Here is a 17478-nt window from a genome sequence, read left to right as displayed (position 1 = left end):
ATTTTTTTATCGACGCACAAGCAGTCATTTTTTCCCGCAGAATGAAAATGGAAAGGACGATATATTTGCCGGCGAAAGCGAGAACCGCCTTCCATCAGCAAAAGCGCTTCGCACCTGAAATATTTCGATTGGAATAGTCGACCCTTATGGCCTGTGATATCAGACATGAGGTTTTGCAACGGGGAAGTTGAATGGCGAGAGGGTTCGTGACGGCCGAAGAGGTGGCGAAAAAGGCTGGTGTCTCGCGCTCCGCCGTCTCGCGCACATTCACCCCCGGCGGCAGCGTATCGAAGGCCGTCCGGCGCAAGGTGCTGAAAGCCGCGCATGAGCTTGGCTACCGCGTCAACCGTCTGGCCCAGGGCCTCAATAATGACCGATCCAATCTCATCGGGGTGGTCGGTGCCAATCTCAGCTCGCCGTTTATTTCAAAACAGCTCGACCTCCTTAGCATCGGCCTTCTGCGTCGCGGCTTGCAATGCCTGCTGCTGAATGCGGCCGATGCACGCAAGGATATCGCGCCGCTGATCGAACTGCTTTTCGAGTTTCGCGCCCAGGCCATCGTCGTACTCTCCGGCGAGCCGCCAGCATCTATCGTCGACGAATGCATTGCCAATGGCGTGCGCCTCATCCTCATCAACCAGCGCCTCGACCGGACCGATACGAACATGGTGCTGAGCGACGATTCCCACGGCGCCGATCTCGCCGCCATGCGGCTTGTGGCGGCAAAATGCCGGAAGGTCGCGGTCGTTTCCAGCGGCAGCCAGACACCGGCACAGCTGCGCCGCGCCGGCGCTTTCACCCAGCGCATGAGCATCGAGGGTATCGAGGTCGTTCCATGGTCGGGCGGTCCGACGAGTTATGACAGCGGCTATCAGGCAGGCTGCGAGTTGCTGACGGACAAGACAATAGACGGCGCCTTCTGCGTGACTGATCTGCTGGCACTTGGCTTCATGGATGCAGCAAGGCTAGAGATGGGCCGCCGAATTCCTGAAGACCTGTCGATTGTCGGTTTCGACGATATTCCGCAGGCGGGCTGGAAAAGCTATCAGCTGACGACCGTTGCCCAATCCTTTGACGCGCTGACCGAGAAGGTCCTGACCGCCCTCGACAGCGACGAGCCCGAGACCCGGCTTCAGGTCGTGCCCGTTGAGATGGTCGAAAGGATCACCGCGCGCTAGAAGAGCACTCCTGGGCAAAAACCACAGCGCCGTTTTACTGGCATGGCTTCAACCCGCCTGCTTGATCCGGCTTTCGATCAGGAGACCGCTTTCATCGAGGATCGGATGTGCGACGGCGGCGATATGGGCGTTGATGCGCTTCAGATCGCGCAGCATGTCGAGATGCACTGAGCTTGTCTGGATGCTGTCGGTCAGGCCGTCGCGCAGGCGCTGGAGATGTCGCTCCGATGACTGTTTTTCCAGCCGGCGCACGTCTTCCTTCACCTCCACCAGCCGACGGGCAAGGTCGGCATTGCGGGTGGCGAAAACGGATTGCGCCATGCGGATATTGTCGAGCGTGATGGAGAATAGACGTTCCAGCTCGCTTTTGCCATCATCGGAAAACCTGAGACCAAGATTGATCTTCTTGGCGATTTCCGGGCGGATGCCCTTCTCGATGATATCGCCGATATGTTCGAGATTGATGGCATATTCAACGATATCCATCGCACGTCGCTGATCCTTCTGGCACAAACCGTCCTGGCCCACCTTCGAGACATAGACCTTGATGGCATGCTGGATACTATCGACCCGGCCTTCCAGCATACTGATATCATTGAGTTTGGAAAGATCGCTGTCGCGCATGGCGTCATTCGCCTGACGCAGCATGCGCTCGATCAGGTCACCAACCAGCATGACTTCGCGGCTTGCGCCGGCAAGCGCCGCAACCGGTTGACCCAGATCATGACTGTCGAGATAGCTGCGGCGGCTTTCGGTTCCCTCTTTTTCCGGCAGCAGCGCGGTCGTCATCCGCAGCAACAACGGCGATAGCGGCCATGCGATCGCGGCAACAGCAAGATTGAAAAGGAGATGCGCATCGACCGCTAGATTGGCGTGCGAGAAAGGCGACATGTCGAGCAGTGCCGCGCCGTACCCGGCAAGAGGCAGGGCTGCGACACAGCCGGTGGTCCGGACGATGAGGTTGCCAAGCGCCACCCGGCGCGCCGCGACAGGTGCCTTCAACGTCGCCAGCACCGGCGGAACCGCGCCGCCGAGATTGGCGCCGAGTACCAGCACGATAACGAGGCTTGTTTCAATGCCGCCGCTTGCCGCAAGTGACAGGATGAGGACGACGATGGCAAGGCTCGATGATGCCAGCACGGCCAGCACCGCGGAAAAGATCAACGCGACCGGCCAGGCATTGCCGAGCATGGAAATGAAGAGGTTAAGCGCCGGCGACTGCCGGATCGGATCCGTCGCCGCAGAAAGAAGATGCAGGGAAAGCAGCATCAGGCCGACACCGGCAAGGGCAGCACCCGCACCCTGCCGCTGCACCGACTTTCCACGCAACAGGATGACACCGGCAAGGATCAGCATCGGCGACAGCCAGCCCAGACCGAGTGCGACAATCCACGCGGTCGTCGCAGTACCCACATTCGCGCCGAGCAGCACGATTTGCGCCATCGCCGGTGCGATCAAGTCTTTTTCAACGAAGGAGGCAACCATCAGCGCCGTGGCTGTCGAACTCTGCAGGGCGATCGTCGCCACGAGACCGGCGATGAAGGAGCGAAACCCACCCCGTGTACCGGCGGCAAGCCCGATGCGAAGCTTGGCACCGAAGGCACGCGACATTCCGTCCTTGATCTGCCCAAGGCCGAAAAGCAGCAGCGCCACCGCGCCGAACAGATTGATGCTGACAACGACCGATTCCAATAGATCACCTCGCCTGTCCTGCTTGCCGCCACTCTTTCCCGAGGGGGCGTTGATCTACCCCGTTCACATCGCGGATTGCGTCGAAAAAACCTACGGATCACACCGCAACGGATTGGAGTTGCGGTGTGAGACGGAGCTCCAGATTCCGCAAACCGCCTTCGGCACGGTCGAGAAACAGCCCAAGGGCACCGAAGAAGATTTCGATAAAACTCTTAACCGAACCGTCGTGGTGATCGGGCTCACGGCCGAACCGCTCCGCCAGCATCCGGTAAAGGGAAAGCCGTTGAGGCGCGATATGGACAAGCGCCAGACCCGCGCCCTGACGCAGGCAATACCAGTCAGCAATAAGCTCGAACATCGGCAGATCGGAGGAAAGCCCGACATCATGCAAGGCAAGGCTTTTTTCACCAAGCAGGCCGATAACCTCGGATGTGGTTTTATCCGCAATCGCCGACACGATCCCGGCTGGCCACTCCTTGGTGAAATAACGATGCCTGATAAGCGCGCGTTTGTGGCCAAGCAGGAAATCACCATAATTGCCGGCCGCAAATGCGCGGTCCTCATCCTCGCCCGAAAGTGCCATTTCCTGCGCATACCCCCGGCAAATGCGGCGGTTTATCGGCAGCGCGGCCATTTCCACCGTCTCGACGGAAATCTCGTGCTGCTGGGGATGAACGACCTTGAAGGCGGGTGGAAAGGCAACCAGAGACGGCACAGCGATATTGGTGAGCGAGGTTTCCCCTTCCCCACGCCGGGTTACGCCTTCCACATGCAGATGTCCGCTGAAATGGACTTGGAGCCCCGCCTCAACCAGCGCATCCTCAACCGCCTTGCGCGGCGTGCGACGCACCACGTTGGTTTCGCCGAACAGCGCACTTTCGGCACCGCTTGCGCCATCGAAGGGATCGAGCGCCGGATAGTGCGAAAAGCCGAGCAAAGTCTTGCCGAGCGCCTGCGCTCTTTCGCGCACATCGGCAATCCAGTCGATGATGAAGGGCTTGCAGCGCAAAAGCGCATTCCAGCCGCCAGAGGTACTGTCGGTGAAAGCCGCTTCCTCACCCGTCTCGTAAGTGCCGTCAAGCGGTTCGAAAATATTGGCGTCGATCATGAGCAGCCAGAGGCCCGGCTCCGGCTCAATCAGATAAGATGCGTCCATCAGCCGGTAGATATTGGTGCCATCGGGGGAAAGCACCTCGTAGAGACGATCTTCCGTCGCATCGGAAAGCCCGAACGGTGTTTCCCAATGCAGATAGTTCGGCTGGCGGAAATATCCGAAAGCCGCCATCGGGCCAAGGCCAACGGGGTAGCCTTCGCAATACATCCGGTCGCTGATCACCACCCGATCACCGGCCCGCCGCGCATCGCTTGAAACGGAAAGGCATTTGCCGTTCTCCGTCAGAAACTCCTTGGTATGATGTCGGCCACGCGGACCGAAAATATCGTGGTTGCCGGGCAGCGCATAAAAGGCAGTGCCATGGGTATCACGATGACGCTCCAGAATACCCTTCAGCGTTTCGGATGTCGCGCGCTGGCCGTCGTCGGTATAGTCGCCAAGCAGCACCACATGGCGAATGCCCCGCTGCCGCACTTCTTCGAGTGCAGCATGCAGCGCATCGGCGCTTTCGTTGAAAACACGGGTGGATTCGCGTGTATCCGACCAGCTACGCATGGTGATGCGTTCTCCATCGACCTCTATGCCGGGAAAACCGAAATCGGCCGCCGTGTCATGGAAATGGGCGTCGGCAATGACGGCGACGGAAGGAAGCGTGCGTTTCAGCATGGTTGGACAGTCTTTCTGCCTTCGACCATATCGATCCAGTCGGAAGCGCGGCGGGCAGCAGCATAAAGCATCGGTTTCGGTGTCTCGAACCATTCGTCCGGCCGCAATTCCCGCTTCGTGCGGATCACAGCCAGTGCATCGTCGAGGTTAGGGTAAAGATGCGGCTGCTGCTTGTGCAGGAAAAGCGCGACCAGCGATACCGAGCGGCTGCGGCCGCTGCGGCAATTGACGAGCACATTGCCGCCATCGGGGAACGGATAGGTTTCGCGCTTCGGCATGGTCTGCCGCAATGCGCCGTCGAGAATATAATAGGCTCCCAGCATCATCGTGTCCGGACTGCCTTCGCCGTCGATAAGACCGAGCTTATAATAACGGATATCGCCATACCCCACCGCGCACCTGTCGCCATCTTCCGCCGACGCCTGCACGAGATTGATATCCAGATTGACGGCGCAATTGACGACGGTGGTAATGCCGTGCCGGTGAAGGAGCCCAAGGTCGCTCGCACCATCGCTGCCGCCGATATAGAGCGCAACGTTACGCGGGCCGAGCCCTTCCGCAATCAGGCTGATCGCAGGCCGGGCATAAACGGGTCCATCCATCTCATTCCTCCACATGCACCAAGCACCCTTCACGGACGGGCGCTCGTCTAAACTCAGGCCGATACGGCCCGCTGCCGATCCGAAGGCTGCCGCTCTGCCAAAGGTATCTTCGATGCCCGGCTGACGCCGCTTGCAACACCGCTGGCTGCGGCCAGCACCGGCCCGCCATCTTCAAGACTACCGATCTCCAGGAAAGGGCAGACGTCGCCGCCAGCTTCGCTGACGAGTAGCAGTCCCGCAAGACAATCCCATGAATTCATGTGCAATTCGAGATAGGCATCGGAGCGGCCATCGGCCACATAGGCAAGCGCCAGCGCACCGGAACCGGCGCGGCGCACATTGGTGCCCATATCGAGCAGGTTCTTGACGACATCAAGATAGGTGGCATTCGCGATACGGGTCGACCAGCCCATTTCGATTGAGGCCGCATCGAAACGTTCCGTCTGCGCAACCTGGATCGGCTGCCCGTTACGCGTCGCCCCCTCACCACGTCGGGCGAAATAAAGTTCATTCAGAGCCGGATTATAGATAGCGCCGATTTCGGTTTGCCCGTTTTCGACATAGGCGATGGAGATGCAGAAGTGCGGAATGCCGCGGGCGAAATTTGCGGTGCCGTCCACGGGATCAACGACCCAGACGCGATCACCGATCACACCGCCGCCCTCCTCGCCGAAAAAACTGTCCTTAGGAAAGCAGGCCGAGATCGCGCCGCGAATATGCGCTTCGGAGGCTGCATCCGTCACCGTCAGAAAGTCCTGGGGGCCCTTCATCGAGAAGCTGCGTGTCGCCTCGCCCTGAAAGCCTTTCAGCACCAGTTCCCCGGCGGAAAGAATAACGCTACGGCACAGTTCGGCACGGGCTGCCAACGTATCCGGATAAGGCATCAGGTCCATGCGAAATAACCATCTCTCAAAAGATTGAACACGCGTTCATATTGCACACGTGTTCAATCTTTTCAAGCGTGATTTTGCGGCTGGCGGTCCGCTGGAGTTCATACCAGTCCCCTAGGCGTTCAGACAACCGGTTTAGCCCAAAATCCCCCAGACGCGATGGAACGGTTTTGCACTGCGGGAGTTTCCATATCGCAACCCAAGCAGGAGGAAGAAAAATGGATCACGCCAATCACGTACGCCTCGTTGAAACCGAACTGACCCCGTCGGTTCTGGAAGGTGCAACAGTTTATGGCGCAGATGACCACAAGGTCGGCAAGGTCGATCACGTCCATGGCGTCGGCGCGGCAAGCACCGCGATCATCGACGTCGGCGGCTTTCTCGGCATCGGCGCAAAGCCCGTCGCAGTACCGCTCAGCGATCTCGATTTCATGCGCGATGAAGACGGCGATGTCCACGCGATTACTTCGTGGACCAAGGATCAGCTCAAGGAAATGCCTGAGCATCACCACTAATCTTTAAAAAACGCCCGGCTACCAGCCGGGCGTTCTTTTTTCTCCTGTCGGGCGACCCCGCCCATACTCCCCATAAGATGAGCTAAGGCCCGATTGTTCTGCCAAGCGATGGAACGCTTAAGCGTATCGAGCATTTTCATGGCGCTCAAAAAATTCGGGCGCAATGCAGTTCAGGGGGACAGTGATTGAACAACCAGATACAGGCCACTCCGCTGAGCATCGACGACGTCACCGTCATCGATGACGAGAAGGTCAAAAAAGCAGTTACGGCAGCCGCTCTCGGTAACGCGATGGAGTGGTTCGACTTCGGGGTATACGGCTTCGTCGCCTATGCCGTCGGCAAGGTCTTCTTCCCTGACGCGTCACCCGCCGTTCAAACGGTGGCGGCGCTCGCAACCTTCTCCGTCCCCTTCCTCATTCGCCCATTGGGGGGCGTATTTTTTGGCGCCATGGGCGACAAATTCGGGCGTCAAAAAGTCCTCTCCCTGACAATCATCATCATGGCCGCGAGCACCTTCTGTATCGGCCTCATCCCCGGTTATGCCACCATCGGCATATGGGCACCCATTCTGTTGCTGTTATGCAAGCTTGCCCAGGGGTTTTCCGTTGGCGGCGAATATACCGGCGCGGCCATTTTCGTGGCGGAATACGCGCCTGACCGGAAGCGCGGTTACCTTGGAAGCTGGCTCGACTTCGGCTCCATCGCCGGCTTTGTGCTTGGCGCGGGGCTCGTCGTGCTGCTCAGCACCGCGATGGGTGAAGCCAAGTTCCTCGACTGGGGCTGGCGCATTCCGTTCTTTCTGGCGGCACCCCTCGGGCTGATCGGGCTTTATCTGCGCCACGCGGCAGAAGAAACACCAGCCTTCACCGAACGCCTGCAGCGCTCCGAAGAAGAAGACCGGCAGTCGCTGAAAGAGCGCCCCATGGTTCCCATCGCCGAGATCGTGAGCCAACATTCCCGCTCGCTGGCAATATGCATAGGCATGGTCCTCGTGACCAACGTCACCTATTACATGCTGCTCACCTACATGCCGACATATCTGTCGAAGACGCTGAATTACAGCGAGGACCATGGCGTCCTCATCATCATCGCGGTTATGGTTGGCATGCTGTTCGTCCAGCCCGCTATCGGGCTTTTGAGCGACCGGATCGGACGCAGGCCGTTTCTGGCGGTTGGCAGCACGGCGATCCTGTTTCTTTCACTGCCGGCATTTCATCTCATCGCCAGCGGACAGGTTGTTCAGATTTTCTTCGGCCTGCTCATCCTGGCGGTCGCACTTAACTGCCTGATCGGGATCATGGCATCCACCCTCCCGGCCCTTTTCCCGGCCCGCATCCGCTACAGCGCGCTGGCTATCGCGTTTAATATCTCGATCATCGTTGCCGGGCTCACGCCGACACTCACCGCATGGTTGGTGGAGGTAACGGAAAATATCTATATGCCGGCTTACTATCTCATGGTCGCGGCCATCTTTGGCATTGTGACGACATTTTTCCTCAAGGAAACCGCCAACCGGCCGCTTTATGGCGACACGCCGAATGCGTCTAGCCGAAAGGAAGCGAAGTCGCTTCTTGCAGAGCAATATCTGCACATCGAGAAAAGCGTCGAGGAGATAGACGACGAATTGCTCAAACTTGAAGAACAGAAGGAAATTCTTCAGGCAAAACGCAACCAGCTGGTTGGCAGACATCCGGATCTGAACTGAGCGGGATATCCAGTCCTGGAAGAGGATGCGCGGCGATGCATTTGCACCCCGCGCATCCCTTGAACGTCAGACTGCGAGGAACCCGCCATCGATGGGCAACACCGCGCCGGAAATCATGCTGCTATCATCTGACAGAAGCAGTGCGATGCTCTGTGCCACGTCTTCGGCCTCGGCAAAGCGCTGCAGCGGATGGCGAACCATCATTGGTGCGCTCTTGGCCGGATCGTTCCATGCTTCGGCAGCCAGTTCAGTCAGCGTGATGGTCGGCGCCACGGCGTTGACACGGATGCCGTGCGGCCCGAGTTCCTTGGCAAGAACGCGGGTTGCGCCTTCAAGCCCCGCTTTCGAGGCCGCGTAGCAGAGATGATCCTGAAAACCGCGATGACCGGCAATTGACGTGATGTTGACGATTGCGCCGCCGCCACCCTTTGCGACACGGGCACGGGCGAATTCCTGGCAGGTGACGAGCGCGGCACGCAGATTGATGCCCAGCACGGCCTCATAACCTTCGTCGCTCATATCAAGCACGCTTTCGAGCACGTTGATGCCGGCGCTGTTGATGAGAAAATCGCATGGACCCGCCTCGACCATCGCGGCCCGCGTCGACGCCACATCTGCGAGATCGACACGGATCGAGCGTCCGCCGATTTCGCTTTTCAGGCTGTCGAGATCGGACTGGGTCCGGCTGATTGCCACGACCTCAGCACCGCGCGCGGCCATCAGGATAGCGCAGGCACGGCCGATGCCCTTGCCTGCGCCGGTGATGATGACGGATTTTCCGGAAAACTGCATGGAGTCCTCTTTACTTTGCGGCCAAGACGGCCGGACGATGGAAGCGCGTGGCGCTTCAGGAATGGTTTGCGGAACGAATGGCGCGCGCCGCATTCTGCAGTGCCAGAAACGCGTCGTAGCGTGACTGGTGCACTTGGCTGAATGCAGCGTCCGGTGCCGAATATTTGGCAATACGCGACATGGCGGGCATTGCGGAAATCAGGTCGGGATAGGCCTTGGCAGCAACCGCACCGAGCATCGCCGATCCAAGAAGCACCGGCTCCTCGCATTCAGTGAGTTCAACCGGGAGCCCCGTCGCATCCGCCAGCAATTGTCTGGCAAGCGGATGAGCGCCCGCGCCGCCGCTGACACTGATCGTTTCCACGGGAGCGCCATGACGCGCCTGCGTCTCGATGATCTGGCGAAGCCCGTAACCGAGGCCGAGAAGCCCCGCCACGTAAAGCGCGACAAGCGAATCCACCCCCGTCTCGGTGCCATAACCGGCAATGACGGCACGGGCATGAGGATCGGCGAAGGGCGCGCGGTTGCCGAGGAACTCCGGCACCACGTGAAAATTCTCGGCAATCTTCACGGCAGCGGAAGCAGACGTGGCCAAAGCCAATGCACGGTCGGCAAGCCATGCAGGTAATGACTTGCCTTCTTCTTCGGAAAGCGCCTTTGCCTCTGAAAATGCCGGGTGCAATTGCACCAGATAATCAATGGCCGCACCGGCGGCGGATTGGCCGCCTTCATTGAGCCAAGCGCCGGGAACCATGGCGGAATAATAGGGACCCCAAACACCCGGCACGAAAGCCGGCTCCGAGGTGGTTGTCATGGTACAGGAAGAGGTACCAAAGACGTAACCGAGGCACCGCGAAGCGTCGCCGCCCGCAGCCACCGTGCCGACACCCCCGGCATGCGCATCGATCAGACCGGCGGCAACGGCGGTTCCAGCAACCAGCCCCATGGCTGTTGCGGCCTCATCGGTCAAACCATTACCCAGCGCCGTGCCTGGATGAACGACGCTTTCACCGATACGGCGGAATCCCTGCTCCGCCAGATCGCCAAGCCTGATGCGGGTGAAATATTCCGCATCCCAACGTTCCTCATGGGCGAGATAAGTCCACTTGCAGGTAACCGTGCAGGCGGAACGATCGAGCGCTCCTGAGGCTTTCCAGGTCAGGAAGTCCGTCAGGTCGAAGAAGTGCTCGGCGCGCGCATAGATATCCGGCTTGTTTTCGCGAAGCCAGAGCAGTTTGGGCGTCTGCATTTCCGGGGAAATCCGACCGCCGACATATTTCAGAACGGCATGTTCGCCCGCATTGATCCGCTCCGCCTGTTCGACGGCGCGGTGATCCATCCAGACGATGATATCGCGCTCTGGATGATCCGGCGCGCCGACCGGAAGGGTCTCATCCTCAGGCCCGCGCACCACGAGCGAGCAGGTGGCATCGAAACCGATGCCAACCACGGCTGCGGGATCTATGCCGGCGCGCGAGACACTTTCCCGCACGCTGTCGCAAACGGCTTTCCAAACCTCACCACTCGATTGTTCGGCTATGCCGCCGTCTTCACGATGCATCGTGATCGGGCGCTTGGCGGTGGCCAGAAGCCTGCCCGCCACATCAAAGACACCGGCACGGGCAGAGCCGGTACCGACATCGACGCCAATCAGGTAGGAAGCCATTTGCGATACTCCTTGGGAGTGTAGTTTAAACGCGGTCGAAGTTGGTGGGCAGCACCAGCATGTCGCGGATGGTGACGGTACGCTTGCGGGTCAGCATGTAAACAACCGCATCGGCCACTTCACTCGCGTCGATGAGGCTACCCGATTCCTTGGCCTTGCGAAGATTTTCTTCCGGCCAGTCTGCCAGAAGGGCCGAGACGACCGGGCCGGGAGAGACCTGCGCGACGCGCACACCATGCGGGATCATCTGGCGACGCATGCCCTGCACGAAGCTGGTGATCGCCCATTTCGAACCCGAATAGACCGGCTCCCAATAGGTCGGGAAATGTCCGGCGATCGAGCAGGTGACGATGATGTCGCCGGTCTTGCGCTCCGACATGTGCGGCACGACAGCCTGTACATTCTTCATCACGGCATTGACGTTGAGGTTCAACATCTTGTCGATGGCTTCCGGCGTGGTTTCGGTGAGATCGCCACCGATATAAGAGCCAGCGTTGCAGTAGAGAATGTCGATGTGATCGACCTTCTTGAGGATCTCAGGGATCATGGCATTGCAGCTGTCTGCATCCAGAAGGTTCGTGACCTGCGCGATGGCGCGCTTGCCGAGTTTACCGACAAGTTCAGTCAGGGCTTTCTCGTTCCAGTCGACCATGACGACCGTTGCACCGTTTTCCAGTAGCGCCTCGGTGGTGGCGAGGCCAATACCGGACGCGGCGCCGGTGATGACCGCGATCTTGCCTTGCAGCAATTCAGACATTTAATTCTCCTGCTTCTTTGAAGATATGACGTGTGGGCTCAACGCCAGTCGCGCCCGATATAGATGGCGAGCAGAATGATCGCGCCCTTGATGACATCCTGCAGATAAGGGTTGATACCCATGAGATTGAGACCGTTATTCAGGATGCCGAGCAGCACCGCGCCGATAAGGGTACCAAGAATGAGCCCGCGTCCGCCGGCAATCGCCGTGCCGCCGAGAACCACGGCCGCAATGGCATCCAGCTCGAAACCGACACCCGCATTGGGCTGTCCGCTCATAAGCCGGCCGGTCAGAATGAGAGCTGCAAGCGCTGCCGTCACGCCTGAGATACCATAGACGGCAAGCTTGACGCGCCGGGTCTTGACGCCGGAGAGGCGCGCGGCCAACTCGTTTCCGCCGAGTGCATAGACGTGACGACCGAAAGCCGTACGCTGCAAAAGCACCCAGGCCACGGCGTAGATCACCACCATGATGATAACAGGCACCGGCACGACGCCAACGCGACCGACGCCAAACCAGGAAATCCAGCTCGGAATGCCGCTGACGGGATAACCGCCGGAATAGATGAGGCCGAGACCGCGCGCCATTCCCATCGTCGCAAGCGTGACGATGATAGCCGGCATCTTGCCCCAGGCGACAAGTGCTCCGTTGAAGATACCGATGCCAAGTCCGATGAACAGCCCGGCCGGCAAGGCGAGCGACGCAGGCAGGCCGGTATTCACCATCAGGCCGGCAGACAACGTGCCTACAAGCGCCATGACCGCGCCGACCGACAGGTCGATGCCGCCTGTGAGGATGACGAATGTCATGCCCACGGCCAGAATGCCGACGACTGAAACCTGTCGCAGCACGTTCATGATGTTGTTCACGCTGAAGAAATTGTCGCTCGCAAGACCCATCAGGATCGATACGACAATCAGGCCCGCCAGAGGCAGGGCGAGTGGCGAGCGCAGCATGCTGCCAAGGCCGAAACCGCTCGTCTTTTCGGCAATGCCGGTATTTGCATCAAGCGACATGTTCAACCCTCCCGGTGGTGGCGTTTGTCATTATTGTTTCTGAATTGATGTCTGCGCCCTCGACGGTGGCGACGATGCCCCCGGAGCGGAACACGCAGACGCGGTCCGACATGCCGATCACTTCCGGCAGCTCCGAAGAGATCATGATGATCGAATAGCCCTTGGCTGCGAATTCGCGCATCAGCGCATAGATTTCCGCCTTCGCGCCGACATCGATGCCGCGCGTCGGTTCGTCGAAGATCAGGACGCGCATGTCATGGTTCAGCCAGCGGGCGATAACGATCTTCTGCTGGTTTCCACCGGACAGCGTGTCCACGCGGGCATAGGGTCCCTGTGCCTTGACCTGAACCTGCGCCATCGCCTTTTTCGTGTGCTCAAGCTCTTTTTTCAGGTCGATAAACCAGTGAGCCTTCTGGTACTTGCGATAGTTGTTGAGGGAGATGTTCTGCAGGATGGAGAAACTGGTGATCAGACCCTCTTCCTTGCGGCTTTCCGGCAGCAGGCCAATGCCGCGCATCAGCGCCTCATCCGGGCCGGAAAAGCGGGTCTCGACGCCATCGACCTTGATCTTGCGGCGCGAAGCGGAATGCGCGCCAAGCATGGCCAGCACCGTTTCCGTGCGCCCGGAACCGACAAGCCCGGCAAAACCGAGTATCTCACCCTGCCGCAGGGTAAAGCGCGAGACCGGCCCGCCTTTTTTCAGTTGAAGCTCTTCGACCTCGATCACGTTGCGCGCAGCTGTATCGATCTTCGGTTTGGGCGGAAAATTGGCCTCGATGCGCCGGCCGACCATCATCTCCACCAGACGGTCATTATCGACGTCAGTGGTGAGGCAGGAGCCGATGAGTTCGCCATCACGCAGGACGGTGATGCGGTCGCAGATCTCGAATATTTCCTCGAGATGATGGGAAATGAAGATGATAGCGACACCCTGACGCCGCAGCTCGCGCATGACCTTGAAGAGATGCTCGGTCTCGGACGGGGTAAGCGTCGCAGTCGGCTCATCGAGAACGAGAATACGGGCATCGAGTGAAAGCGCCTTGGCAATTTCCACGAATTGCTGCTGGGCAACGGAAAGGCGGTGCACCGGCACATCGAGCGGAACGTCCACGGCCAGACGGCTCATGATTTCGGCGGCACGTTTACGCATCGCGCGCTTGTTCAGCAGGCGCAGCGGTCCGCGGATTTCGCGTGCCAGAAACATGTTTTCAACCGCATCGAGATAGGGGATCAGGCTGAATTCCTGAAACACGATGCCGATACCGGCGGCAATCGCCTCGTCGTAATTGGCGAAGCGGCGGTCCTTTCCGTCAATGCGGATCGTGCCCTCCGAGGGCTGCAAAATGCCGCACAGGATTTTCATCAATGTCGACTTGCCAGCGCCGTTCTCTCCCAGAAGCGCATGCACCTCGCCGGCGCGCGCCTGCAGGTCAACGCCGCGCAGGACCTCGATCTTGCCGAAGCTTTTTCTTATTCCATTCAGTTCCAGCATTTTACCCTCCTCGATGGTCGGGACATGTCCCGCCCCCACACGAGGCGGAGACGGGACCTGGGGAGGAATTCTTACCAGCTGAAGTCGCCGGCGTTCTTGCTGTCAACGACCATGACGTCGATCGGTACTTCCTTCGGAACGACGCGGGCGCCCCACTTCTGGGCAAGCGCCATGGCAAGGCCAACGCGCACCTGGTCACGCGGGAACTGCGCGGTCGTTTCGATGAAAGGACCGCCGTCGGCAATTGCCTTCACAGCTTCGGGAGCACCATCAACCGAGGTCAGCTTGATGTCCTTGCCGGAGCCCTGGATCGCAGCGAGTGCACCCATTGCGCCGCCATCATTCACCGAGAAGATACCGGCGAGGTTCGGACGGGACTGGATCATGTTTTCAACGACGCCGAGCGCAACGGAGCGGTCCTGACGACCATTCTGCGTGTCGACAAGCTTGATGTCGGCAAATTCGGCAAGCGCCGCCTTGCAGCCTTCGACGCGCTGCAGGATCGGCACGACCGGGATACCGTCGAGGATTGCGACTTCACCCTTGCCGCCGAGCGCATCACCGAGATGCTTGCAAGACTTGTAGCCTGCGTCACGGTTCTTCGAGCCGACGAAGGTGTCGACCGGGCCGTTTGCGTTGGCGTCGACAGCAACGACAATCACGCCGGCAGCTTTGGCAGCGTGCACGGCGGCTTCGATGCCGGCGCTGTCGGTCGGGTTCAGAAGCAGGATGTCGATCTTCTGCTGCAGCATGTCTTCCACGTCGGAAATCTGCTTTGCCACATCGTGGCCGGCGTCGGTGACGACAACATCAGCGCCGATGCTTGCCGCGGCTTCCTTCAGCGCTTCCTGCATGGACACGAAATAGGGGTTGTTCAGTTCCTGGAACGTCATGCCGATTTTCAGCTTGTCCTGTGCCAATGCCGGAGCGGCCATCATTGCAAGTGCGGCCGATGCCATCAGGAACTTGGATTTCATTCTCATAGTAACTTCCTCCCGTTTGGAAAATCTGGGCAATAAGAGCCCGTTTCCGGACAGTCCTCTGCCCGAATTGGTGAAAAATCCGCGATGTATCTTGGTTTAATCCGCCATGACCGCTGCCTTCTGGGCCGCGAATACCGTACGAAACCTCGATGGCGACATTCCCTTCAGCTTCAAGAAATGCCTGTTGAAATTCGAAAGGTTTGAAAAGCCCACGTCGTAGCAGACTTCCGCCACCTTCACGTCCTGATCCACCAGAAGCATCTGGCAGGCCAGATCGATACGCAGCTGATTGCGATAGCGCACCAAAGTCGTTCCCGTATGTCGCTTGAAGGCACGGGAAAAGGCACTCTGGCTCTGGCCAACCATGTCGGCCAGATCGATTTCCTCGACCTGTTCGGTCAGATGCTGGCGCAGATGCGACAAGGCGCGGTTGATGCCGCTATCGCCGATGCCCGTCAGGTCCAGCTCGTAGCTCAGGCTCGCCAGCACCTCGGGCGCCGGCGCATTGACCAGCAGATCGAGAATTTCCCAAAAAATCGCAAGACGCTTCAACCCCTGCGCCTCGATCAAACGCAGTATCAGCGGGCGAACGCGATCGCTGGTCTCATCGTCGAACAGAATGCCGCGGCGGCTGCGGTCCAGAAGGGCGCGAACTACCTCCATCTCGGACATGGAAGCGCAGGCATCCTCGATAAAAGCTTCCGGAAACTGGATGACGAGAGAGCGCGTGGGAACGATCTCGTCCGGCTCGATCTCGCTGATCCAGTTTTGAGGGAGATTTGGGCCAGTCATGATTAGCTGGCCCGGGCCGAAGCGACCGACGAAATCGCCGATGTAGAACGTGCCTGACGTCGCCACGACCAGATGAATTTCATATTCGGGATGGTAATGCCAGCGCACGGTGCGGAACGGATAGCCATGCCGCCAGGCGGCGAAGGATTCGCCCTTGCGGATATGTACCAGTTCCAGATCGGGCTGCATCGATGTTTCCTCCCATCGGTCACGTCCGCCGTATTCGCGGAGCAAAGCCATTCCTCTTTATGGCTCGTCCCAGGCGTTGATGGGGAGCATATGGCCTGCGGCACATTTACTTCCACATCATACCGGGGAAATTACCGATACTTTTTTGACTGTTTTTTGTCAGAAATTGAAGAGTGCCGTGCATCCGCCGACAACTAAGCCAGCGGTTGCGCCCATTTTTTCGCGCAGTTGCACGCCATACGCCCAGAAAATGCGCATCTTAAAGATCGATGTGATGATTTTTTAAAGCTCGACCCGCCGATCACCGGCAGGTCGAGCTTATACTTTTCCGAAGGGTTTTTGACGCCCCTGCATCGGCAGGCGGCTTGCCGGAAGCGATTATTGCGGCATCAGAATTTGCAGCTTCACGTCCGTTTCCCTTGCCTCCACCGCACGATCAAAACCGGCAATGCTGTCTTCGAAGGGAATGGTCGCGGAGATCAGCGGCTTCAGATCGACCTTGCCGGACGCGATGAGAGCGACCGCACGGTCATACACATTGGCGTAGCGGAAAACCGTCTCCACCCGCAGCTCTTTTGCCTGCAAGCCGACGATATCAACCGGCACCGGATCGACCGGCATACCGACGAGGACGATGGCGCCGCCGGGACGTGCGAGTTTCGCCATACCGAGCACGGCGGGTGCAGCGCCAGAGCATTCGAAAACGACATCGCAACCCCAGCCATCCGTCGCATCAGCCACGGCCTGCGACAGGTCACGTTCGCGGATGTTGACGGTCTCGATGCCGTCATAGGCTGCGATGATATCCAGCTTCGGCTGGGCAAGATCGGCAACGATCACCTTTGCGCAACCGCCGGCTAGCGCCGCCAGCGCAACCATCATGCCGATCGGACCGGCGCCCGTCACGATGGCAACATCGCCGGGCTGAATACGCGCCCTGAGCGCTGCCTGCATCCCGATGGCGAAGGGTTCCACCATGGCGCCTTCGGCAAAGGAAACGTTGTCGGGCAACTTGTATGTAAAGGCGGCGGGATGAATGACTTCCGGTGTCAGGCAACCGTGAACGGGTGGCGTTGCCCAGAAGCTGACCGCCGGATCAACATTGTAAATGCCAAGTTTGGAGGCGCGCGAGGTTGGATCGGGAATGCCCGGCTCCATGCAGACGCGATCACCCGGCTTCAGATGCGCAACCTCGGCACCGGTCTCGATTACCGTTCCGGAAGCTTCATGGCCCAGCACCATCGGCGCATGCACAACGAAATGGCCGATTTTGCCATGGGTATAATAATGGACGTCCGAGCCGCAAATCCCGACGGTATGGGTACGGATGCGCACATCCTTGGGTCCGAGCTTGCCGGGAATGTCGAACTCCCTGAGCGAGAGCTTTCCTTTTTCTTCCAGCACCAGTGCTTTCATCTCATCCTCCGT

At 59.2% G+C, this 17478-nt stretch carries 15 protein-coding genes; 3 read left to right on the top strand and 12 right to left on the bottom strand.

The genetic code is table 11. The annotated features are described in order from the left end of the window. The first annotated feature begins 191 nt into the window (after positions 1-191). Positions 192-1178, top strand: a complete 987-nt coding sequence (locus F617_RS0123030) for a LacI family DNA-binding transcriptional regulator (RefSeq protein ID WP_003518188.1) — start codon at positions 192-194, stop codon at positions 1176-1178. Positions 1179-1226: 48 nt separating this feature from the next. Here F617_RS0123030 and F617_RS0123025 read toward each other — a convergent pair whose 3' ends face one another. From F617_RS0123025 to F617_RS0123010, 4 genes are all read right to left on the bottom strand, one after another. After that, a complete protein-coding gene (locus F617_RS0123025) occupies positions 1227-2870 on the bottom strand; it encodes a Na/Pi cotransporter family protein (RefSeq protein ID WP_019566890.1) in 1644 nt (547 codons plus the stop codon). 97 nt (positions 2871-2967) lie between these two features. After that, a complete protein-coding gene (locus tag F617_RS0123020) occupies positions 2968-4650 on the bottom strand; it encodes a metallophosphoesterase (RefSeq protein ID WP_019566889.1) in 1683 nt (560 codons plus the stop codon). Next, complete coding sequence (locus F617_RS0123015; protein WP_019566888.1) at positions 4644-5252, bottom strand: dual specificity protein phosphatase; 609 nt, start codon at positions 5250-5252, stop codon at positions 4644-4646. The genes F617_RS0123020 and F617_RS0123015 overlap by 7 nt, the downstream gene beginning before the upstream one ends. Positions 5253-5305: 53 nt before the next feature. Beyond that, positions 5306-6145, bottom strand: coding sequence for an inositol monophosphatase family protein (locus F617_RS0123010; protein WP_019566887.1), 840 nt, complete (start codon positions 6143-6145; stop codon positions 5306-5308). Positions 6146-6360: 215 nt separating this feature from the next. On the opposite strand from F617_RS0123010, the gene F617_RS0123005 reads away from it, so the two are divergent. Together F617_RS0123005 and proP are read left to right on the top strand one after the other, a co-directional pair. After that, entirely contained in the window at positions 6361-6657 is a 297-nt protein-coding gene (locus tag F617_RS0123005) for a PRC-barrel domain-containing protein (protein ID WP_003518197.1), read from the top strand. 185 nt (positions 6658-6842) lie between these two features. Continuing rightward, the gene (proP, locus tag F617_RS0122995) at positions 6843-8363 is read left to right on the top strand and encodes a glycine betaine/L-proline transporter ProP (protein ID WP_019566885.1); all 1521 of its coding nucleotides are present in this window, start codon (positions 6843-6845) and stop codon (positions 8361-8363) included. 66 nt (positions 8364-8429) lie between these two features. Here proP and F617_RS0122990 read toward each other — a convergent pair whose 3' ends face one another. From F617_RS0122990 to F617_RS0122955, 8 genes are all read right to left on the bottom strand, one after another. Then, positions 8430-9155 carry an SDR family oxidoreductase gene (locus F617_RS0122990; protein WP_019566884.1) on the bottom strand — a complete coding sequence of 242 codons (726 nt, stop codon included), beginning with the start codon at positions 9153-9155 and terminating at the stop codon, positions 8430-8432. A 55-nt stretch (positions 9156-9210) separates the two neighbouring features. Further along, positions 9211-10821 (bottom strand): FGGY-family carbohydrate kinase, encoded by a 1611-nt coding sequence (locus tag F617_RS0122985; protein WP_019566883.1) that lies wholly within the window; start codon positions 10819-10821, stop codon positions 9211-9213. 25 nt (positions 10822-10846) lie between these two features. Then, entirely contained in the window at positions 10847-11578 is a 732-nt protein-coding gene (locus F617_RS0122980) for an SDR family oxidoreductase (RefSeq protein ID WP_019566882.1), read from the bottom strand. A 38-nt stretch (positions 11579-11616) separates the two neighbouring features. Further along, on the bottom strand, positions 11617-12594 hold the full coding sequence (locus F617_RS0122975) for an ABC transporter permease (RefSeq protein WP_019566881.1): 978 nt from the start codon (positions 12592-12594) through the stop codon (positions 11617-11619). Continuing rightward, positions 12584-14086 carry a sugar ABC transporter ATP-binding protein gene (locus tag F617_RS0122970; protein ID WP_019566880.1) on the bottom strand — a complete coding sequence of 501 codons (1503 nt, stop codon included), beginning with the start codon at positions 14084-14086 and terminating at the stop codon, positions 12584-12586. The genes F617_RS0122975 and F617_RS0122970 overlap by 11 nt, the downstream gene beginning before the upstream one ends. Positions 14087-14157: 71 nt before the next feature. Beyond that, complete coding sequence (locus F617_RS0122965) at positions 14158-15069, bottom strand: ABC transporter substrate-binding protein (protein WP_013762239.1); 912 nt, start codon at positions 15067-15069, stop codon at positions 14158-14160. 96 nt (positions 15070-15165) lie between these two features. Further along, complete coding sequence (locus F617_RS0122960) at positions 15166-16050, bottom strand: AraC family transcriptional regulator (RefSeq protein ID WP_003518205.1); 885 nt, start codon at positions 16048-16050, stop codon at positions 15166-15168. A 378-nt stretch (positions 16051-16428) separates the two neighbouring features. After that, positions 16429-17466, bottom strand: coding sequence for an NAD(P)-dependent alcohol dehydrogenase (locus tag F617_RS0122955; protein WP_019566879.1), 1038 nt, complete (start codon positions 17464-17466; stop codon positions 16429-16431). Between the last annotated feature and the right edge of the window lie 12 nt (positions 17467-17478).

This window comes from Agrobacterium sp. 10MFCol1.1 (assembly GCF_000381165.1).
Taxonomy (GTDB): Bacteria; Pseudomonadota; Alphaproteobacteria; order Rhizobiales; family Rhizobiaceae; genus Agrobacterium; species Agrobacterium tumefaciens.
The sequence above is the reverse complement of the archived record's forward strand: the minus strand, read 5'-3'. Positions and strand labels throughout refer to the sequence as shown.